Genomic DNA, 21246 nt, shown 5'->3' with positions numbered 1-21246 from the left:
ATTTTCAATGGGTTAGCAAACCCAAAAATCCGAGCTTCGTAGCAAGCTTCGGAGCAGATTAGCGAAATCCAAAACAAAAAAATAGCCCCCATGATTCGGGAGCCTGTTTTCTTTATCAACGTATCCGGCCACGTTCGGAACGAACGAAGGGGGGATGGCTTGGGTTAGGCGATTTTAGCCTAATCCAAACGTGGCGGGGGTGCGCTTTGCTGGCTTCCCCTGTTCCTGTGTTGCTTCCTGCTCTTGCTTTGCATCCTTGGCCTTCGCCTCTTGCATTTTAAGCATGTTCTCGTGTGCTAATCGCTTTAACACCCCATTTATGTCATTTCGCTCTATAAGCCCCTGTACGGCTTCCTGTGCTTGTTCTGATAGGTGCTTTTTAGATAAGTCCGAGAACACGTTAATTTTTCGGGTCTCTGCTTCGGCTTCTTGCTTCTCTGGTCTGCTTTCCCATTTGAGCAACATAAGCTGTTCCGCCTCCATTCTCTGCCTGACAGCGTTGTATATTCCTTCCTTCTGCTTGCTCTCAATCCCTGCCATTGCTCGGCTTAGTTCGTCGGTCTTGTAATGTTCTTCAATGTCTTTTCGTTGTGCATTCGTTAAAATCTGGCGAGCATCTGGCGGATTTTTCACAACCCCTAAAGCGTGCAGAACTCTTTGAGCCATATAGACCGCAAGCCTCATTATTTTTTCGAACAACTCTTGCATCTCCTCTGTTTTCTCGTCTGCTTTGCTCCCGTTGTTGTTCCAGAACTTCGCACCTTCTCGCAGTTCATCTCTTTCGTTTTTTAGTCCCGTGTGTTTCTCACGAAGCTTTCTCATTTTTCGACGTTCGTCTGTGAGAAGCTGTTGAATGCGTTCACCTCTCGTTTTGTAATCTCCATTTTCCACGATATGAGGGTGTGGCATATTTATCACACCATCCAAAACGGCTAATCGTTCCTCCGTGATTTTTTTCCAATCTGCACAAGCCTTCTCCCAAGGGGTTACGGAATCCTGCGGAGTGTTTGCAGATTTCAGGGCGTCAATCCTTTCGTTATGTTCTCTATTTGTTCTTTATTAAGCTTCAAAACAGAACCAGCAGAGCCAATGACAAAGCCGTCAGTCGTTGCAATTACGGGTGTTTTTGTTCCGTCTTTTCGTAGCTTGTTCCCCTCAATAATTTTGAGGTCAATCATTCCGAGACGGTCCACAATATCTTTGTAATCACTCGCTCCGTTGCATCTGCTTCTTGCATCTTTTGACAGTGTTTTAATGTCTATGTCTTTTCGTTTGGCTTCTTGATATTTTGACGCTGTATATTTGGATTTAGGGAGCGGTTCCTGTGCTAATTTTTCGCAGATTTCTGCCGTTTCCGGGTCTAAATCTTCAAGTGCATAAGCCACGGCTTGGTTATGGCGTCCTGCTAAATGACTAAACTCGAAACGTGCTTCTAACTGACGACATATTTTTTCATGTCGTTGATAGTTTTTCTTGTTGCTCATTATCCTTCCGTTTTCCAAAATCTCGGGAACGGTTATGTGATAATGCTCGTCACTAACGTCTTTATCGTTTCGCTCTTTTTTATGTCTTACTATCGTGGCCTCGGCTTCATCGAAACCGAACTCGTCTGCAAGTGCTTTGACCGTTTCCATTACTTGTTCCTCGGTCATTTTTTCGGTTGACGATAAAACGAAGTGGCGAAGTGCATAAGTCGCGGTTTTTGGCTTATTACGGGCCAAATCAAAGGCGTCAATCATTCTTTGGCGGTCCCCTTGTATCACCTCGATAGCTTCGTTTTCGTGATGTTTATCAAGCAAATGATTAGTTATATTTCTTGGTCCTGACTTCGTTTTTATGCGTGTAGCTTTTATTATAATGCTCATTTTAATCTCCTTTTTTTAAATGTTAATGCCAAGTTCTTTTTAAAGTTTTGTGCAAATCTTCGCGTATATATAATATTTCTTCCTTCAAATTCGCCAAATATTCTATATGTCCAGTTGTGTTTGCATGTCGTGCTAACTGATTGATATTATTACCTATTCCGTTTAATTCGCGTTTAATTGCATTCAATTCTGGTCCTGTTGTTTGCTCGCAGTGAATGTATTGCCAAATTGCTAACCTAACCACCTCACTGACTGGCATACTTTTTTGTTTTGCATATTTTGTTAGTTCATCAGCATAAGCGTTTGGCATTCTTGTTTTTATTTGTTTCCAAGACATATTAAAAATCTCCTCTTTTTTTTTGCAGTCCGTAGGCACTCAAAAATATATTTAAAAAGGTCTCCGTAGCTGGTCCAACGGACCGCGAAGGAATGACCGGCTATCTCAAATATATGTATTTGAATGGTCCCCTAATTTATTATAGTCGATATTCTGCATATTTCTTTTATTTGTTAAAATCGCATAAAAAAAGGAGAAAACTATGCTATTATATAAAAGCCGTTATCTCCTTTTCGGTATGCTGTTCTAAATGTTTTTTATATCTTGGTTAGCTTCCGTATTAATTTACGGAAGCTTTTTTATTGTTGTAATCTGATATTTACATAGTTATCGTTTGAATTGTCGCAGTTCATCACTACGATTATAGGCTTGAAGCCATCTGGTGAATCTTCACGCATGTTCGTAACCGTCATTGATTGTGCTTCACCCCCGAAATCTTGCGTCCCTAAAAGTACACAAGCGGTTTTGCTTAGTCCGTAGAAGTTGAATGCTAAGTAAATCGGTATTCCATTTTTCTGATAATTAAACGGTATAACGTCAATTTTTCCTCCATACGGGTCAATTAAATCACCATTCTTGTTTATATATCTGTTTTCTACATATCCCGTTTTCGCCATAACCTGACCGTTAAAACCTGTAAAGTTCTGTTGTGATTCCGATAATTGTCTTGTGATAAAGATTAATTTGTCTGCTTCTTGAATTAGTTGATTATTTTTCGTTTTTTCTGTTGTCATTGCGTAAAACGTCATAACCATACCTATTAATATAGCCATAATTCCCAACACTAATAATGCTTCTATTAATGTCACACCTCTGGCGAATTGATTTGAGTAATACATATTAAATCTCCTTTTTGTAATCTCTCCTTAATTGTATCGATTTTTATTAATAAAAATGGGGATATATCTTTCATAAGTAATTTTTGTATATATTTGTTATTATGGTGATGTAATTTTAAGGAATCACCAAGCATATATACAAAAGGAGATTACAGTGATGACAGACTTAACAGAGATAAACCCGCCAGGATTCGATGAATTAGATTATGATGGATTAAATTATATAAGATTTTCAGAAAAGAATAATGAGTATTGCGAAAAATTGGCAGTATTCCAGTGTTTTACGGCTCATGATTCGTTAAAGTGGGACGAAAGTTATAAAAAATTAAGCGAATTAAACAAGATAATCATTGAAAGAGAGGGGTTATATAAAAAATTATCCCCTTTATATCGCTCATACCACGAAGAAATCATCAAAAACCGATAAAAATGTATATACAAAAGTGCGAAAATGCTTATATTATAAGATTTTTTCACTATTTTACATTTTTTACTTGACATTCCTTAAAGTTGTGCTATTATAAGAACAGAAGCCAAGGAATAGTTTTTTTAATTTAAGGGATGAAGGATTGGTTTTGCATGATTTAAAAAGGAGATTACGGTCATGGTAATTAAAGAAGAAGATAAAAAGGGTTTTGAGAAAAAAGCAGATAAAGCTTTGGATTATTTTTTAAACACTGTTGTTGATATTGATAAGTTAGACGATTTGCTCTTTAATAATAATTATTTGTTCGAGTTTGAAACCGATTACGATTATAAAGAATGCGTCAAAAAGTGGGTCTATTTAAACGATTATGGTAAATATATAGTCGTTTGGCTTGATTTTTCCGATATAGATAATTTCGTTTTCTGGGTTTCAAGAGATTTACACAATAAGCCGTTTTATCAAGAAGATTATAACGAATATAAGAAGTACGGTTATTTTAATTAAGGAAAAAAGAAAATGCACGATTATATAGATGAGATAATTCTCGGATTTAATAAAAACAGCGAAAAGATAAAAATAAGGTTTTATGAAGAAGATAACGAGATATATGCTGTGTGTGGGTGGGATAATATGTTCGTATGTGATTCAAAAGATTGGCCAAAAATTAGGCCCGTTTTAGATACATTTATGACATACGCTTTTAATTTTTAAGATTAATTACAAGGGGTTAGGGTTCCCCTTAAAAAACTCAAACAGAAAAACATGATGTAAAAAAAAGGAGAGAATATCATGGCTAAAATTAAGGTTATTAAAGAAAAAGATAGAGAAGATTTCGAAAAAAAAGCATTCAAGGATTATTATGATTTTTTAAGTACGGTTGTTCATTCTGAAACGATTGCTGATTTACTTTGCAATGATCTTTATTTTTACGAGTTTAAAAGTTTTAATTATAGTGAAGCCATTGCGAAGTGGGTTCATTTGAATGATGACGGAAAATATATGGTCGTCTGGCTTGATTTTTCCGATTTAGATAATTTTGTTTTTTGGATATCTAAGGATTATTTTAACAAGCCACTTAATAAAGAAGAATACGAAGAATATAAAGAGTTTGGTTATTTTAGTTAAAGACTACGGGTTTTGCTTATTTCCCGTTAAAAAAAATAAGCCATTTAAACAGGGAAAAGGGAAATGATTATAGATAAAGAAATATATAACGATAGAACACGTTATTTTGTAATCTCCGATTACAGCGAAAAAGATGATATAAAAGAATGCGGGTTCGTTTGGAGTAGCATTTTTAAAAGATGGCAAACATACAATCCGTCTAAAGTTATAAAATTGTTAGACGAATGCGAACCGGAACTGGCTGAAGGTTTAGTCGATGATGCATTCCGCACTGAACTGCAAGAAGCCGTCATCGAATACAACGCACGCATAGAAGCTGAAAAATTAGCTATAGAGCGGGCTGTCGCGCTTTCTCGCTCGGTTGTACCATCCGAAGGCTTTACCGTACCGTGTGGCCAGGATTTCGCATTCCTGCCGTATCAGCTTGCAGGCATTGAGCAAGCTTTACAGCGTCCGAATATATTAATCGGTGATGAAATGGGCCTCGGGAAAACAGCCCAGGCTATCGGTGCGATTAATGGTTCAGACGTTCAAAAAGTCTTGATTATCTGCACGGCTTCTTTGTCAAAAAACTGGGCTAATGAGATTCAAAAGTTTGGTAGTCGTGATTTATCTGTCGGCTTTGCAACGACGAAGAAAATTGATGATTCAGATATTTTGATAACGACTTATGACGTTTTCAGTCGTGATAATGAAATCAATAAGCAAATAAAAAATATGAGTTTTGATTTATTAATTTTAGATGAATGTCATTACGTCAAAAATGCAAAGTCTAAACGTACAAAAAACATCTTGGGTAAAGGTGGAAAAGGGGGAATTCCCGCAAAACGTCGTATATATATGACTGGTACGCCTCTTATGAATAGACCGTTAGAATTGTGGCCTATTTGTAATAGCTTGGCTCCTAATATCTTTCCTGATTTTATGTATTTTGCGAAAAAATATTGTGATGCATTCGAAAGTAGATACGGGTGGGATTTTTCAGGTGCTTCTAACTTAGATGAACTTAATGAAAAATTGAGATCATCTATTATGATTAGACGTGTAAAAAATGACGTATTAAAGGAATTACCGAAGAAAATTAGGCAAGTTATTGAACTGCCCGTGACGACAAAACAAGAAAAAGACGCACTCAAAGCAGAGCAAAAGCACAAAAAAGAATATGAAGCATACAAGAAACAATTAGAGGAGTTAGAAAAGAATAAGAAGGATACGACAACGGCAGAATATGAGGAGCAAGTTAAGAATCTGAAAAGCAATGTTGGTAGTGTTTTACTCGGTGAAATAGCAAAATTAAGAAAAGATACGGCTATAGCCAAGCTTCCGCAATGCATTCAAATAATTAAAGATATAATCGACGAAGAACCTGACCAAAAAGTTATCGTTTTTGCACATCACAAAGAAATAATCGCGGGTTTATGTGAGGGGTTAAAGGATTTAGGGGTGTTAAAAATTGATGGGTCAACAGACAAGGAGAATCGACAAGATATTGTTGATAGCTTTCAAAATGACGAACGATATAAAATCTTTGTCGGAAGCATTCACGCTTGCTCCGAAGGTCTGACGCTTACTCGCGCTAACCGCGTCGTATTCTGTGAAATCGATTGGACACCCGCGAAGATGAGCCAAGCCGAAGACCGCGCTCACCGCATAGGGCAGGATAGCACCGTCTTCGTCCAGCATCTCTTGCTTGAAGGTTCGTTCGATGCGGATATGGCGCAGAAAATAGCCAAAAAACAGAAAATTATAGACGAAACGATGGAGTAAAAATTATGAGTAAAATAGTGAAGCCACGCATCGGGGGGCGTATATACCCCGAGCGCATTCTAACCCAAGCGGAAAAAAGTAAAAGGTATTACGAGCGTCGTAAGAAGCTTTTAGCAATGCTAAAACAGAACGTCTCGAACAAAAAATTAATGGATATAATGGGGGATAAATAAAGGAAAAGGGGACCGATTGGCCCCCTAATTTTTAGGCTTCCGTGTTTGTTTCGTCGGTTTGTTCTTCTGCTGTTTCTTCTTTATTTCTGCCGAAGCCTGACTTTGTAGCTGTCTCTTTCTTTTTGTCGGAGTTATTTTTTGTAGCCATCGGATAATTTGCGGGGAGGTTCCAGCGTTCGCGGTATTCTTGCGGTGTTAGTCCGTACTCTGTCCATAAATAACGCTTTAACATTACTTTTTCGACGCCATCTTCTAAACAAATAATTTTATCATCAAATACACTCTCTGAAACTGGGATGGCTGGTGTTGTTTTGTCCCAATCGATTATCTTTTTCGCTGATTTCTCGCCGTTTTTTGTCGTGATAATTCTGAAACCGTGTGCATCGATTTTATGGTTTTTAATATCGTATCCTTGTTTCGGTGCTTCTGGTTTCGGTTCTTTGGGCTTTTGTGATTTAGGTTTTTCTGCTGGTTCTGGTGCAGATGCTTCTATTTGTTTCGGTGCTTGTTGTGTTAACTCAACAGTTTGTCCACTTGCTAACATCTTTTTAACCTCTTGAAAGAACCTAAAAAAGTCGTGGGGTTCAAGGGGGCGGGTTTTTGTATAGTTTGATACTAATTCAGTCGCCAACCGCGTGAGTTCTGCGTCGGTTAGCTTGTCGTTTTGTTCTTTTTGAGGGGGTTTGAAATCGCCAAAATACATATTATTAACTCCAAAACATAAAAGATTACCCCGATTTTATCGAGTTTTTTTCTATATGTCTATATTTATATTAATCCTAAAAGACTTTTTTGCTGTGCGATTTTTGCATTTGCTTCGATTTCGAGCATTCGATTAAGTTTTATATTAAATAATCTTTCGAACTCATTTTTATCATATCTGTTATTTACCTTAGATGATTGTAATATTTTTCCTATTTCGACAATATTTTGTATAATAATTTTTCTTTTTGATAGATAAAGCATCTCTGTTAAAAATCTTGTGTTATCGTTTTTTATATATTTTAAAGATATATTATTATTCGTGAAGTTTTCTAATACTTCATTGGCTGTTATGTCTGCGTAGTTATCTCTGTTATGTTCATCTATGCAATCTATTAACAATTCCATAATTATTTTACTTATAAAAAGTGAAGCAAAAGCGATATCGGGTTTCATTGTTTGTATTCTCCTATTTGTATTAAATAATATCACATATTTATAAATAATAGTTATTGCTATCGACGAAGCCCCAACCCGGCAGGGTTGGGTGGCCCAGAGGGCTTAATATTTAACCCAAATAACCCGCGAAGCTCCCCAGGTCGGGGGGCAAGCATCGGGGGACGAACTGAAACAAGAAGGGTATTATATCGCAGAAAACAGCCAATTATCACCCGCTCCGCTTCATTGCAAAGAAGTATATCCAGCAAATTACGACATCCGAACAGAGCGAGCGCCGTAGGCTGGCCATAGGCCATCTGTGATAGATACATCTCTCCCGTGTGCTTCTTTTTTGTTATTGTTTTCAATGCTTTAAGAGTAATTTTTCAGGTTAATACTGCTTAAAATAGTCTTCTCTTAACGCTCGAAGGCTCATAATTGCCATATTTTCCGCATCTGCTCTTTGTTGCTTCCTTATTTCTTCCTCTGTGAAAGGAGCCAACGGCTCCGTTCTTGGATATGTATAATTAAGTGCAACCTCTCTATTAATATCATCAAATACGTTTACATTTTTTCTATATATTTCCTTCTCTATTTCAACTTTTTCAATCATAACATTATGTAAAAGATTAACGTTTTTATCGTAAATACCGAACAAATTACTAATATCTTGGGTTGTAAGTCTATCTTTAACTAATCCAACTCTTCCCAAAATCTCTTTGCGTTTTGCAAGTGAACGTAACCCCGTGATATCTTTTTTATCTTCGTCACACGTTGAAAACAGTTCAATATCGTCAAACTTTTTCAGAGAAAAGAAAGAATCTTCTCCAGTTTCTGTTATTAACGTCCATCCCTTATGTTTCTTTGTTTCTTCTAAAAATCTATTATCTTCCATCTTATATGAAGGAATTATTTTATAGTCGTTTTGTGTATCAGGAAATACGTTTAACAAGCGTAAAGCTTGAAGGCTGTGCCTACGGCTTGCGAGTTTTAACTCGTTTTTATCGCTGTCCTCGTCTGTATTATCTGCTGTTTTTGCACTGTTCCATAATATTTTCGACATTTTTACGTTGTAATGTATCTCTTTCCATTCCTTTGACTGATTAGAAAACTCTGCATCATTTGCATTATACAACCTGTTCCAGAGGGTTCTAATTCCGCGACAGCCCACAAATGAGAATGCTCTACCCCCGCAAGCCGAAAGCATGGCCCTATATTTTGTATATTCTCCATCGTCCTGCATATCTTCTGGATCGATAAACTCTAATCCCTTTGTTATATATTTCATTATATAAGATGTTGGTGTTGCTCTTATTTGCTCATTTTCTTCATCATCTCCATCATTTTCTGGCTCTTTTGCTATTACGCGAATGTCGTGTCCGTGTCCGGGTGCTAACGCTTCTACGTGATGCTTTAATAATTCCTTTGTCTCTCTTTGCTCCCCCGTTTTTTTATCTTTATAAAATGGCGGGAGCCACAACATAAAATGCAGGTGAGGGCATCCGTCTTTATGAAACTCAAACGTTTTTAGCCCAAAAAATCCTTTTAAATCCTTGCTTTTTATTATTCTTGAACGCAAATACCTAAACTTTTCGGATAATTCGATTCGAGATTGTTTAAGATTGTGAAGTAAATAATCCCAAGCCTCATTTTTTTCATAGCCCATGCTTTTTGGAGCGGGATGATATTCTCCCGGAAGGGTTAAAGTACCAAAAAAACAAGCATAACCAATCTCGTTTGCGTGATCCTCATATCCTTTAACAATAGAATACATGCTTGCAAGTCCTTGTTTTTGCTTGTTTTGTATCACATTCCAAAGGTTTCCAGCTTCATTCTTTAAAGACTGCCTTCTAACGCCTACGGCTTGTGCCCATTTTTTTCCATTTGTAAGTACCTGTTTTTTATTTTTGGATACAAATACATGACAATGATGGTTATTATTTCCGGGTTTTCCTGAAACCAAACCAAGGCACGATGCTAAATCCGCCATTCCTTGTCGTCCGATTGCCCTAAGCTGTCGGGAAATAATGTTCCTATCAGATATACGCAAGCCTTTTGATACTTGTTCGGGTGTTAATCTTTCTTGTTCATGTGTTTCTATTTTGAATGCTAACTGATTTTTGTAAATGATTGAATCTGTTGCAATTTTTATGTTATCTTCTCCACCTGAAACAACACCTAACGTCCCCGCTTTTTCGTGAAAATCAACAAAATCTCCTATTTTTTCCTCACCTTTTTCAACGAATCTTTTAATTTCTTTGTAGTGATGTAATATATAATTATGTTGTTTGATTAATGATTTATAATATTTGTTTAATTTCGTAAAACTATGTCCATATTTTTCATGAGGTTCCGGCATATTATCGATTGTATAATCCCTAATTCTTTCTATATGTTTCGTAATAGTTTTTAATTTTGTTTTAGATAATTTAGCAATTGCTTCACCCGCAAACGTTGAAAGCCCCAAAAATTGTTCAGCCCTTTTAATTGTTTGATATTCATTTAGATCATTGATTTCGTTTAATTTTTCTTCGATTAAATCAATAATCGTTTTATCACTTTCTGATAATTTTTCGAAGTTGCATAGAAAACTATCAAGCCTTAACAGGTATTTCCAAGCAATTGTTTTGCTGTTTTCGAATGCTCGTAATTCTTGGTTCTTATGCTTCACGCAGAATGCTAAATCTACCAGATTTTGCGGTCTATCGATTAATGATTTTGTTAATAAGTTTAAATTACGGGTGTTAATGATTTGCAACGCGATAAAATATTCATCCGAAGGAATTATCTGTGCAAACTCTCCTTCGTTATATATACCCTCCGCAAGGTGTTCATTTTCCATTAATTCTAAATAAGCAGATGAACCGATCATTGGTTCTTTTTGCATTTTAAAAGTAGCGTTTTGTGCATAATATTCTTTATTTTTCATTTAATTACCCTCGTTTATATAAAATCCTTATAAATATGTGTTATAATGATTGTGTTGCTGTGATTAGTATATCACATAAATCCACATAGTTCCTCGCTATGTGGATTTTTTTTTGTTTTTTATATAATTTATTTGTATTATTCGTAAAGGTGTTGTATAATTATCACATTAAAAGGAGTCATTAATATGAATAACAAGAGAAGAAAGAGAACAAAACAACAGATAAAAGCAATTAGGGCTAAAGAATTAGCAAGTCGTCCTCGTCCAGAAACATTCGAAGAGTTTATGGCGAAAGAAATATCTGACCCTGTTGAAAGGGATAAGATGATTGCACGATGCAAGGCGGACCCATTATTTGTTTTCGCTCGTGCAAAAGAAGCAGGTCGTCTTAACCGATTTTGAGAAAAGAGGGGTTGTGTTAACGCCTTGAAAGTTGGAACCTTTATTCAGATTCACCAGTCTGGATAAGGGTTTTCTAATGAGAGAAATGTTAAATCGTTTAAATATTCTTGAAAAGATTGTTTTAGTTCTTGCTTGCTTGCTTCCCTTGGGAATAACGATATTTTATTTGTGGCGAAGATATTTTCTTTATATGCCTTACCATGGTCACGAATGGATAGGCGATTATTCTAATTGGTTTCAATCTTTTATTTCTATGTATACATTACTTGCCATTATGTATACGGCAAGAAAAACATCGAAAATTGCAAAAAAATCTAATGCTGTTGTGAAAAATAGTACAAAAATATCAGAAATTGAAGTTTATTCACAAATACTCCATGAGATTTGCCTTAAGCTAAATGGAATTTTTTCCAAAATGAATCAATTCATATACTTTATTGAAACAAATAACGAAAAAGCAAAACATGCTCAATATGATGTACTTTGTATTATATATTATTTTGAAGGAATAAGTCAGTTGGCATATATAATTGAAAATACTAATTATATAGAAAATGATTTGTATTATATTTTTTTAAACTTAAAATTAAATGATAATGTATTAAAACATATAAAGGAAGATTTTCTTACACGTAATATTCCCCTTATTGCACAATTAAAAAAAGGCCAAGGAGATAACCCTTCTGAAAATGTAAGAGTCTTGGCTTCAATGGAAAAGTTTAAAGCTGATTTGGAAATAGTAAGATCTATTTTTCCTAAGTAAACAAGGACTAGGGGACCATTTGGCCCCCTTTTTTTTATCGACATAAAATTAAATGAGGTTCCCAGTTTTCATACTTTAAGGTGTTGATAACCTTTAATAAGTTTTTTGGGTTTGTGCCTTCTCGTGAATATCTTGCCCCCATTCCCGGCGTTTCATGTCCCAAAATCTGGTCAATCCATTCCGTAGGATATAGGTTTCTGTCATTAAGTCCGTCTCTGTTTCCTAATTTTGTACGAACTAAATGTCTGAAGCTATGGAAACATATGTCAGAAGGTAATCCCGATTTTTGTTTGAATGCACTGAATCTTTTAGAGAATCCTGCTCCTTTTTTTTCTCTATTTTTGTCATAAGGAACATCATAAAAAATATAGGTTCTTTTTGTTTTTTCGCAGTTTTTCACTCTGTCTAAAAATCCTAATTGTTTTGATTTTAAGTATGAGTGAAGCGGGATAATTCGCTCTCCTGCTTCTGTTTTAGGGTCCCAAAATGTTTGGTCGTTTTCGGCTTCGTGTATTTGAAGATGGAAGCATAAAATATCGTCTATTTTTTCAATATCTTTCGGTCGTAACCTGCAAATCTCTTCTACTCTCATACCTGTATATGAACCAATTGCAATGATTTGCCGAGCCGTATTTACGTTTATTCTGCTCCCCCATTTTGTTGACATAAGTGCTTGTAATTCGTGGGGTTTGTATGGTCTTCGTTTTGTTGTTTTTTCTCTTATTGATTCATATATATGGCCTGTCCATATATCGTTGCTTTCGTGTTTTTGAATGTATCCAACACTAACAGCGTAGGCCCAAACTTTTCCCACGTTTCCGGCGTGTCTTTTTATTACATCCTCTGAAATAGTAAGGTATTCGGGGTCTTTCTTGGTCGCGTCCTCGATAATTTTATCGAGTGTTTTTCCAGCGTCTTTCGATGACTTCCCATAAGTTTTTGGCAATTGTCTAATTAAATCAATGAACTTGACAGCATCTCTTCGTGTGTAATCCGTAAGGTTCTGGCGTTCGTCCATAAACTTAGCGAACAATCCGCAAGCCTTAACAAGCTGTTCAATCGTTTCTATTCCAATGTTAGGGCGTCTTTTCTCAATATATTCTTTGCTTATTTCTAAAAAATTGCACGGTTCGGCCTGAACAATAGGAGCGGGTTGGGGCAGGGGGCTTATTGGCTGTGTTTGTGTGTTCATAGCGTTATTAAGGGCAGATAAAGCGAGCGCGAGGTTTTGATTTAGCTGTGCCTCACGTTCCTTGTTTCCTTCTAATTTTGCTTGATTAAGTTCTTGAATTAATTTGTTTAATTCTTCCGTCATATGAGTTTGACGGGTGTTAATCATTGTTAGAAATTGGTCAATAATTTTCTGCGGAGCACCTTCTAAATGTTTGCTCCTGCTATTTATACGTTTGTTTACGACATCCAACCAATTATCACCCTCGAAATCGCTCGGGTGTTCTTTTACTCGCTCTAATAAATATTTTTTTAAGGTGAACTTTTCAGACAATTTTTTGCCTCCCTTGATTTGTAAAAACAGGTTTTCGAGGTGTGAATATAATGCTCCTGCTTGTGCATTCGCTTCAACCCTTCGAGATGTTCCTAATGCCAACCATATCTCGGATTGTCCTAAAATATCGCGGTACTGTAGCGGAATGGTACGTCTAAAAGTGTAGCCAGATGGTCGTTTTATGAGCATTCTCGATTGACCTTTTGTAGCAAAGTTTGTAGCAAACTCGCCCAAAACCCGAATCGGTCAAAATAAAAAGACAATTAAAACAATGGCTTAGAAGACGAAAAATACTCGGGGTCCAGGTCTCCCAGCCAATTTTCGCAAAAATATTAAATCACGAAGTGCTAAAAAAACACTTCCTGTGTCTGCCAAAAATGGCTATGAAGACCCGCCAACGGCCGAGGCGGCTTTTGGCACGCCCGGCACTGAATACTTCGGCGCAATAGCGCCCGAAAAAACGGGGTATGCGGGCATGACCACTTCTTCTCTTCACGATCGTATCCGTGAAGCACTGGCTTATGATGACGTTCTGGTTGAACCAGCCGAATCATCCGTTCTGCCAGCGCAAGCCAATACGCGTACACGCCTGACGCGTACAATCGAACTCAACATCCCCCTCATGTCCTCCGCCATGGATACCGTCACAGAAGACGCAATGGCGATTGCTATGGCTCAGCAGGGCGGCATGGGCGTTATTCACAAAAATCTCTCTATCGAAGAGCAGGCCGAGCAGGTTCGCCGCGTGAAGCGCTTTGAATCTGGCATGGTGGTAAACCCCATCACGGTTGGCCCAGATCAAACGTTTTCTGATGTTGAAGCACTGAAAGCGCGCCACGGCGTTTCAGGCCTTCCCGTTGTAGAAGAGGGCAGCGGGCGCCTGCTTGGCATTCTCACCAGCCGCGACATGCGCTTCAATACGGACCCCAATACCCGTGTCCGTGACCTTATGACGCATGAAAACCTTGTGACCGTTAAGAATGGTGCAGCCCCAGCGGAAGCACGCGCACTTCTTCATCGTCACCGCATTGAAAAATTGCTCGTTGTTGATGATTCTGAGCGCTGCGTTGGTTTGATCACCGTCAAGGACATGGACAAAGCGATTACGCATCCTTTGGCCATTAAAGATGACCAAGGCCGCCTCCGTTGTGCTGCTGCAATCGGCGTTGGCCAAGATGGCCTGCAACGCGCAGAAGCGCTCATAGCTGCTGGCGTTGACGTGCTGGTTGTTGATACCGCACATGGTCACTCACGCGGCGTTCTGGAAACAGTGGAAAAACTAAAGGCCCGTGATCCAGCTATTCAAATTATCGCTGGTAACGTCGCAACACCTGAAGCAGCACGCGCGCTTATTGCCGCTGGCGTAGACTGTGTAAAAATCGGCATTGGGCCAGGCTCCATCTGCACAACGCGTGTTGTTGCAGGCGTTGGCGTGCCTCAATTCTCCGCTGTTATGGAAACAGCAGCAGCCTGCCATGAACACGGCATCTCTGCCATTGCTGACGGTGGCCTACGGACGTCTGGCGATATCGTGAAGGCGATTGGCGCTGGCGCAGATGTTGTCATGGTCGGTTCTTTGCTGGCCGGTACAGACGAAAGCCCTGGCGAAACTTTCTTGTATCAAGGTCGTGCTTATAAAGCTTACCGTGGCATGGGCTCTTTGGGTGCAATGGCACGTGGCTCCGCAGATCGTTACTTCCAAGCAGAAGTGCGCGATACGTTAAAATTGGTTCCAGAAGGCATCGAAGGCCAAGTTGCTTACAAGGGAGGGATGGCTCCTGTCGTACATCAACTCGTTGGTGGCCTTAAAGCGGGCATGGGCTATACCGGCTCAGCGACCGTTCCAGACCTTCAGACACGGGCACGCTTCCGCCGCATCACCAATGCCGGTTTGCGCGAAAGCCATGTCCATGATGTCACGATCACACGTGAATCCCCAAATTATCGCCGGGATTAATCGTTAGAGAGGCTTCTGCCTCTCGCTATTCCGCCAGAAACGGGTTAGGGGGTCGACATGACCCCTGCAGCCCGCCTTTCTGGCGCGATTGATCTGCTTTGTGCGATCCAGAACGCCCCCCGCCGTCCTGCAGATGCGACGGCAAATGCTTTTTTCCGTGAACGCCGTTACATCGGCGGCGGTGACCGACGCGCTATTTCAGCCATCGTATGGGATGTGTTGAGAAGCTGGCGTCGTCTACACTGGCATTTTTCTGATCTCAGCGGCGCGATTTCGCCACGCCTGCTCAGTGCTGCCAGTTTGCTTCTGGGTGGAGAGAGCATGGACAATGTCCGTGCGTTGTTTGGCACAGATCGTTACGCACCATCGCCTCTCACATCACGCGAAGATATTGCCTTAAAAAAGCTAGAAGGGCGCTCACTTTCAAGCCCGAAGCAGCCCCGTGCTGTACGCTTAGAGTATCCAGATTGGATTGAACCAATCTTACTCGAAACATTTGGGGACCGCCTCGAAGCAGAAATGCTTGCATTGCTAGAAGCTCCGACGCTTGATCTGCGCGTGAACCTGCTCAAAGGCACGCGTGAGGCTGCCATTAAAGCCCTTCGCAATGAATCATTAAAAGCCGAACCCACAGCTTTATCACCTTGGGGCATGCGCCTTGACGGCCGCCAACCGGTTACGGCAGCACAAGCCTTCCGTGACGGGCTGGTCGAAATTCAAGATGAAGGCTCTCAGTTGGTCGTCCTAGCAGCGGATGCAAAATCTGAGCATCGTGTGCTTGATTATTGCGCTGGTGCCGGCGGAAAGACGCTCGCTCTTGCAATGACGATGGATAATCGCGGCCATATTGTTGCCTGTGATGTTCATGAAAAGCGCCTAGAAGGTGCCGTCAAACGTTTACGCCGTGCTGGCGTTCATAATGTCGAACGTCACTTACTCATTAGCGGTGACAAATGGGCAAAACGCCGTGCCGGCAGCTTTGATCGCGTACTGGTCGATGCTCCATGCTCAGGTACCGGCACATGGCGCCGTAACCCCGATGCACGCCTGCGCCTGACACAAACGGATATTGAAGAACTTCTGGTTAAACAGGCCGAGATTCTGGACCGAGCAGCCTCTCTAGTGAAGCCAGGTGGACGCATGATTTATGCAACATGCTCTCTCTTGGCACAGGAAAATGCCGTACAAATCGCAGCCTTCTTAAAACGCCGTACGGATTACCGCCTCCTTACAGGAGAGGAAATGCCAGAAACCCTTCCTGAGAAGTTACGTCAGCGCGGATCTTTTGCCCTTACACCGCACCAAGACGGTACCGATGGCTTCTTCGCATGCGTTATGGAACGTGTGGCGGAGAAGAAAGACGACGCCACATAATCAGAGCATCGACCATCCCATGCGTGGGGTGGTCGAACGCTTCAGGCACGCGCCCAACGGCCTCAAAACCAAGGTGACGCCATAGCTCTATGGCTCGCTCATTGGTACTCACTACAAAATTGAACTGCATCGCCCGATACCCAAGGGACGCAGCTTCTGTCAAAGCATGCTCCGCCATTAACCGACCAGCCCCATAACCTAGCCGCGCGACAAAGCCTGCATTCGCCGTATGTGCCCCGGCACCTTTCTGATTGGCGCGTATATAAAACGTACCAACAATATGATGATCGGCTGTTTCCGCTACATAAACTCGGTGTTCTTCTTGCATCCAATACGACAAAACTTGGCGTTGTGACCAATGTTTAGGCAGTGCATAAGTATCACCGCTCCGTATAACCGGAGCCAAACATTGCCAAATTTCGTCACGATCAAAAGAACGGGCAGGGCGAATAATCATAAGGCTCACCTTATGAGATAAGCGCATAATTAGGCAACGCGCTTCTCTTTCGATATATTCGTTCACAGCGATCGCGTGTAACGAACGGACCCAACAGCCATTATGCCTCCCAATTTACCGTATGATATTTTCATAGGCATTGCCTTAACCTTTGGCGCCGGAATTTTAGCGCAATGGGTCGCATGGAAGCTCCGCCTACCAGCCATTGTCCTGCTTTTTACAATCGGCTTGATTGTCGGTCCCGGCCTCGGCCTTTTGCACCCATCAGAGAGCATGGGATGGGTCTTCCGTCCGCTTGTTTCATTGCTAGTGGCTATTGTGGTGTTTGAGGGGGGGATGGCCCTCGATATCCGGCAGTTAAGAGATGCTGGGGAAGGGGTCATGCGCCTCACTCTGGTCGCACTCCCCATTAATTGGGTACTTGGATCACTCGCAGCTCATTTTGTAGCGCATCTTGAATGGGGTACATCGCTGCTTTTTGGGGCAATCATCGTTGTAACCGGCCCTACGGTCATTCTTCCATTGCTTCGCAGTGCCAAACTTAAACCAAGACTTGCCGCTTTCCTCCGGTGGGAAGCGATCGTTAATGACCCCCTTGGAGCCATTCTGGCTGCCGTCGTTTTGCAACTCCTCATGCTGCATGTTGATGTGCATACAAGCGTTTTCTTCACCCACACCTTACCGGACCTCTTATCTGCTACGGCCCTTTCGATCGCTGCAGGTATTGCACCAGCTTATATGATCCGTACGCTCTTTGTACGCGATCTTATGCCTGAAATCTTGAAGATGCCTGCACTGCTTAGCCTTGCACTCGTCATCTTCTCAGCCTGCAATACAGAAATGGAAGGAGCTGGGTTAATTGCCGTCACCGTGTTTGGTATGGCCCTGACCAACCTTCATATTCCCGGCATAGCAGAGCTGAGACGCAATAAAGAGTCTCTGGTCGTGCTCGTTGTCTCGGTCCTCTTTATCCTGCTCACCGCAGACTTACAGCGTGGTGCACTCGCTCATCTTTCCATACCCATTATGGCGCTCACCTTCGTTGTTCTTTTTGCGGTACGGCCACTTGGTATCTTCTTAGCCACTCTAGGGTCCGACATGACATGGCGTGAGCGTGTTTTTGTCGGCTGGATCGCTCCCCGAGGTATTGTTGCGGCCGCAGTTGCCGGCGCATCCGGGATTCGCCTGCACGATTCAGGATATCACTCAGCAGACTTGATTATGCCCGCCGTCTTTGGCGTCATTGCTGTCACCATGCTTTTACACGGTTTCTCCTTACGCCCCTTAGCGCGTAGCATGAAACTGTCTTTTTCCAGCGAACCTGCTCTTGCCATCGTGGGGGCCAGCGCATGGTCCATAAACCTCGCAGCAACCTTAAAAGCAGCCTCTGTACCCATTTTGATGGTCGATAGTCGTGCTAACGCCCTTATGCCGGCAGCACGTCAAAAAATATCGGTTTTACGGGCTGAGCTCTTATCCCGCCACGGACAAGAAGCCCTCGAAGAACGTCCAGCAGATTATCTCATCAGCACGACAGCTGACGGTATCTATAATGGCATGATTTGTGGGCATCTTGCTCCTGCATTGGGACGTGAACGTGTCTTCCAAATCAGCCCTGGCGTCGCCCGCCTAGACTTGTATCATGGCCTATCACGAGACGCCCGCGGCAAAGTCCTAGGGGAGCCCGCGTGGAACTTCATGCTCTTTGAATCACTCTTCGGGCAAGGCTGGCGGTTTTCCGCACAGCCCGCCACAGAAGAGGAGAGCGAAACATTTGGTAAACGAGAAAACCGGCTCGACCTTATGTTTATTCGCCGTAAAACTGGCATCTTCATTTTATCTGCTGAAGATCAGACCCCCGCAACACCCGTCGAAGGGGATCTGCTCGTTTTCATGACCCCGCCAGAACCTCAACCCATTGAAGGTTGAGGCACCGTTATAGAAACCAGTCCTTGGGCCAGAAGTTCCCTTAAACCAGCTTCCTCTAAAGCTATGCACCCTTCCGTATAACCTTTGGTTGGAGGAAGGTGTAAAAAAATTGCAGAGCCTTTTCCTGGGACTGGGGGCTGGTCATTCCACCCCAGCACCACACAAATGTCGTACGCATGGTCAGTACGCCAAAGCGTCTCACACGAGGCTTCATGGGGTAAAAGAACCTGCCGATTATAGTCCGAATGATTGGCATCGTCACACCAACCATCCCGGGGAGAAAGTGGCTCTATTAATAGACCTGCACCCGATTGCGGACGCTGCACTCGATCTGCACGGTAAAATATTTTTCGTAATAAAAGTGTCCCAACAGGCGTTGCTTGATCCCCTTCGACCTTATTTTGCCGTATTCCCCCGCCACCTATCCGGGCGCGATAGTACAGGCCACCTGCCTGTACAAAAGGTTCACCATCTCGAAAGATCAAATTTGCTTTAATCATCTGGATATTCCCTTTCTGAAGCAAAATTGCCATAGTCGATGCACGAGGATGTGTCTTGACTCTTTTGCACAAGTAGCGCCACGGCCTTTGTCGGTAATGACGCAACTTTCGGACGGGACAGGATACCCGATCAAAATAGGACGAAGACAGGCTATCATGACATCTTCCCGCCCCATTCTCGTTATTGACGATGATGATACGCTCCGCCGCTTATTAACAGAACAACTGAAACACGGCGGCGAACTTGAACCCGTAGAGGCCGCAGATCTCAAATCTGCTCGTGAACTTCTCGAAGCTCCCGGCGCACGTTTTGACGCGATGCTTCTTGATATCACCCTCCCAGATGGGGATGGCCGTGATTTTTGCGCTGAGTTACGCCGTAAAGGCGTCACAATGCCGATTATTATGCTGACCGGCTCTGATGCCGAAAGCGACGTCGTCCGCGGGTTGGATGCCGGCGCCAATGACTACGTTGCAAAGCCATTTCGCGTTGCTGAACTTCTTGCACGTCTTCGTGCTCAGCTGCGTATTTTCGAAAATAGTGAAGACGCTATTTTTGAAATTGGTCCCTACGCTTTTCGCCCTTCTGCGAAGCTTCTGATCGAAACAGCGCGCAACCGCCGCATCCGTTTGACAGAAAAAGAAGCTGCAATCCTCAAATACCTTTATCGTGCAGGCCAACGCGCTGTTTCGCGTCAACTTCTGCTCAATGAAGTCTGGGGCTATAACGCAGCCGTTACAACACATACGCTAGAAACGCATATCTATCGTTTGCGCCAAAAAATTGAGATCAATCCAGCAAAAGCATCTATTCTTTTGACCGAAAACGGTGGTTATCGCCTTGACCCCACTGCCCGTATCACCGGCAATGGGGCCGCATAAAACAACGCCTTAAACGGGCACTGCAAGGTCCATCACGACTGGTACGTGGTCAGATGGACCTTCCCAATCACGAGCATCTTTTAAAACGCGACAGGCCGTCACACCCGGCAAAAGATCTGGGCTAACCCAAACATGGTCAAGACGCCGCCCACGATTAGATTTTTTCCAATCCCGGTTGCGATAAGACCACCATGTATAAAGCTTTTCTGGTTCTGGAATGAGATGGCGCATTGCATCAACGAACCCAGTATTGTGCCAAGCATTCAAAGCTTCCACCTCAACAGGCGTATGGCTAACAATTTTTAAAAGCTGCTTGTGGCTCCACACATCATGCTCACATGGTGCAATATTAAGATCTCCAACCAAGATACTATTTTTAAAAGACCTCTGCGCAAAAAAAGCACGAGCCTCTTCTAAAAATGCAAGCTTATGCGCAAATTTCTCGTTCTCCACCGCATCAGGTACGTCACCACCTGCGGGAACATAAAAATTATGCACCAATACACGACCGGCTGGCAGATGAACCCATGCCGCGACGTGCCGGCTGTCACTACGCCCACACCAGTCGGGCGCGGATTGTACTGCCTCTAACGGATAGCGTGAGAGAATAGCAACGCCATTATAGCCCTTCATTCCCCAATACACATGATGCTTCCATCCCATCTCCCGCAATTGCTCCGCGGGGAACAAAGGGTCTGGCACTTTCGTTTCTTGCAGGCAGATCACGTCTGGCTGCTCGTCATGCGTCAGCCTTTGCAGCAAGGGCAAGCGAAGACGTAATGAATTAATATTCCAGGTAATCAGACGCATGTGCGCAATGGCCTTTTCACTATAATATGTATGACGAGAACTGATCACCCTCTTGCAGAAATGGCA

Annotated in this window: 21 protein-coding genes; 10 read left to right on the top strand and 11 right to left on the bottom strand. The window is 42.0% G+C overall.

The features are described from left to right. Positions 1–174: 174 nt before the first annotated feature. The 4 genes from KB213_RS06715 to KB213_RS06700 form a co-directional block, all read right to left on the bottom strand. On the bottom strand, positions 175–909 hold the full coding sequence (locus KB213_RS06715; RefSeq protein WP_211681477.1) for a hypothetical protein: 735 nt from the start codon (positions 907–909) through the stop codon (positions 175–177). 107 nt (positions 910–1016) lie between these two features. Further along, entirely contained in the window at positions 1017–1865 is an 849-nt protein-coding gene (locus KB213_RS06710; protein ID WP_211681475.1) for a relaxase/mobilization nuclease domain-containing protein, read from the bottom strand. A gap of 22 nt (positions 1866–1887) precedes the next feature. After that, positions 1888–2202: a MobC family plasmid mobilization relaxosome protein gene (locus KB213_RS06705; RefSeq protein WP_211681473.1), complete on the bottom strand. Its 315-nt coding sequence runs from the start codon at positions 2200–2202 to the stop codon at positions 1888–1890. A 299-nt stretch (positions 2203–2501) separates the two neighbouring features. Beyond that, on the bottom strand, positions 2502–3041 hold the full coding sequence (locus KB213_RS06700) for a type II secretion system protein (RefSeq protein WP_211681471.1): 540 nt from the start codon (positions 3039–3041) through the stop codon (positions 2502–2504). Between the two features lie 157 nt (positions 3042–3198). Here KB213_RS06700 and KB213_RS06695 point away from each other — a divergent pair, with 157 nt between their 5' ends. The 4 genes from KB213_RS06695 to KB213_RS06680 all read left to right on the top strand — a co-directional run bounded on the left by KB213_RS06695 (position 3199) and on the right by KB213_RS06680 (position 6360). Further along, a complete protein-coding gene (locus tag KB213_RS06695; RefSeq protein WP_211681470.1) occupies positions 3199–3468 on the top strand; it encodes a hypothetical protein in 270 nt (89 codons plus the stop codon). 177 nt (positions 3469–3645) lie between these two features. After that, positions 3646–3972: a hypothetical protein gene (locus KB213_RS06690; protein ID WP_211681467.1), complete on the top strand. Its 327-nt coding sequence runs from the start codon at positions 3646–3648 to the stop codon at positions 3970–3972. A 285-nt stretch (positions 3973–4257) separates the two neighbouring features. After that, on the top strand, positions 4258–4593 hold the full coding sequence (locus KB213_RS06685; RefSeq protein WP_211681465.1) for a hypothetical protein: 336 nt from the start codon (positions 4258–4260) through the stop codon (positions 4591–4593). Between the two features lie 63 nt (positions 4594–4656). Further along, positions 4657–6360, top strand: a complete 1704-nt coding sequence (locus KB213_RS06680; RefSeq protein WP_211681463.1) for a DEAD/DEAH box helicase — start codon at positions 4657–4659, stop codon at positions 6358–6360. Between the two features lie 204 nt (positions 6361–6564). On the opposite strand, the gene KB213_RS06675 is transcribed toward KB213_RS06680, so the two are convergent. The 3 genes from KB213_RS06675 to KB213_RS06665 all read right to left on the bottom strand — a co-directional run bounded on the left by KB213_RS06675 (position 6565) and on the right by KB213_RS06665 (position 10602). Beyond that, positions 6565–7236 carry a MucR family transcriptional regulator gene (locus KB213_RS06675; protein WP_211681460.1) on the bottom strand — a complete coding sequence of 224 codons (672 nt, stop codon included), beginning with the start codon at positions 7234–7236 and terminating at the stop codon, positions 6565–6567. A gap of 65 nt (positions 7237–7301) precedes the next feature. Then, entirely contained in the window at positions 7302–7691 is a 390-nt protein-coding gene (locus tag KB213_RS06670; RefSeq protein ID WP_211681458.1) for a hypothetical protein, read from the bottom strand. 373 nt (positions 7692–8064) lie between these two features. Further along, the gene (locus KB213_RS06665; RefSeq protein WP_211681456.1) at positions 8065–10602 is read right to left on the bottom strand and encodes a replication endonuclease; all 2538 of its coding nucleotides are present in this window, start codon (positions 10600–10602) and stop codon (positions 8065–8067) included. A gap of 186 nt (positions 10603–10788) precedes the next feature. Here KB213_RS06665 and KB213_RS06660 point away from each other — a divergent pair, with 186 nt between their 5' ends. After that, positions 10789–11004: a hypothetical protein gene (locus KB213_RS06660; RefSeq protein ID WP_211681454.1), complete on the top strand. Its 216-nt coding sequence runs from the start codon at positions 10789–10791 to the stop codon at positions 11002–11004. A gap of 76 nt (positions 11005–11080) precedes the next feature. Then, the gene (locus KB213_RS06655; protein WP_211681452.1) at positions 11081–11767 is read left to right on the top strand and encodes a hypothetical protein; all 687 of its coding nucleotides are present in this window, start codon (positions 11081–11083) and stop codon (positions 11765–11767) included. A 34-nt stretch (positions 11768–11801) separates the two neighbouring features. Here KB213_RS06655 and KB213_RS06650 read toward each other — a convergent pair whose 3' ends face one another. Then, positions 11802–13505 carry a tyrosine-type recombinase/integrase gene (locus KB213_RS06650; RefSeq protein ID WP_211681450.1) on the bottom strand — a complete coding sequence of 568 codons (1704 nt, stop codon included), beginning with the start codon at positions 13503–13505 and terminating at the stop codon, positions 11802–11804. Between the two features lie 241 nt (positions 13506–13746). Here KB213_RS06650 and guaB point away from each other — a divergent pair, with 241 nt between their 5' ends. Further along, complete coding sequence (gene guaB / locus KB213_RS06645) at positions 13747–15228, top strand: IMP dehydrogenase (protein WP_211681448.1); 1482 nt, start codon at positions 13747–13749, stop codon at positions 15226–15228. 57 nt (positions 15229–15285) lie between these two features. Beyond that, on the top strand, positions 15286–16602 hold the full coding sequence (locus KB213_RS06640; RefSeq protein WP_211681446.1) for an RsmB/NOP family class I SAM-dependent RNA methyltransferase: 1317 nt from the start codon (positions 15286–15288) through the stop codon (positions 16600–16602). On the opposite strand, the gene KB213_RS06635 is transcribed toward KB213_RS06640, so the two are convergent. Then, a complete protein-coding gene (locus KB213_RS06635; protein ID WP_211681444.1) occupies positions 16562–17059 on the bottom strand; it encodes a GNAT family N-acetyltransferase in 498 nt (165 codons plus the stop codon). The genes KB213_RS06640 and KB213_RS06635 overlap by 41 nt on opposite strands. Before the next feature lie 102 nt (positions 17060–17161). On the opposite strand from KB213_RS06635, the gene KB213_RS06630 reads away from it, so the two are divergent. Continuing rightward, positions 17162–18988, top strand: a complete 1827-nt coding sequence (locus KB213_RS06630) for a cation:proton antiporter (RefSeq protein ID WP_211681442.1) — start codon at positions 17162–17164, stop codon at positions 18986–18988. On the opposite strand, the gene KB213_RS06625 is transcribed toward KB213_RS06630, so the two are convergent. Further along, on the bottom strand, positions 18970–19488 hold the full coding sequence (locus tag KB213_RS06625; RefSeq protein ID WP_211681440.1) for a L,D-transpeptidase family protein: 519 nt from the start codon (positions 19486–19488) through the stop codon (positions 18970–18972). The two genes, KB213_RS06630 and KB213_RS06625, sit on opposite strands and share 19 nt — an antisense overlap. A 156-nt stretch (positions 19489–19644) precedes the next feature. Here KB213_RS06625 and KB213_RS06620 point away from each other — a divergent pair, with 156 nt between their 5' ends. Further along, positions 19645–20370, top strand: a complete 726-nt coding sequence (locus KB213_RS06620; RefSeq protein WP_211681438.1) for a response regulator transcription factor — start codon at positions 19645–19647, stop codon at positions 20368–20370. A gap of 9 nt (positions 20371–20379) precedes the next feature. Here the strand turns inward: KB213_RS06620 and KB213_RS06615 are convergent, their stop codons facing one another. Next, positions 20380–21180 carry an exodeoxyribonuclease III gene (locus KB213_RS06615; protein WP_211681436.1) on the bottom strand — a complete coding sequence of 267 codons (801 nt, stop codon included), beginning with the start codon at positions 21178–21180 and terminating at the stop codon, positions 20380–20382. Positions 21181–21246: the final 66 nt, after the last annotated feature.

The sequence above is a fragment of the Neokomagataea anthophila genome (genome assembly GCF_018122595.1).
GTDB classification, from domain to species: Bacteria; Pseudomonadota; Alphaproteobacteria; order Acetobacterales; family Acetobacteraceae; genus Gluconobacter; species Gluconobacter anthophilus.
This window is presented reverse-complemented; position numbering and strand designations above follow the sequence as displayed.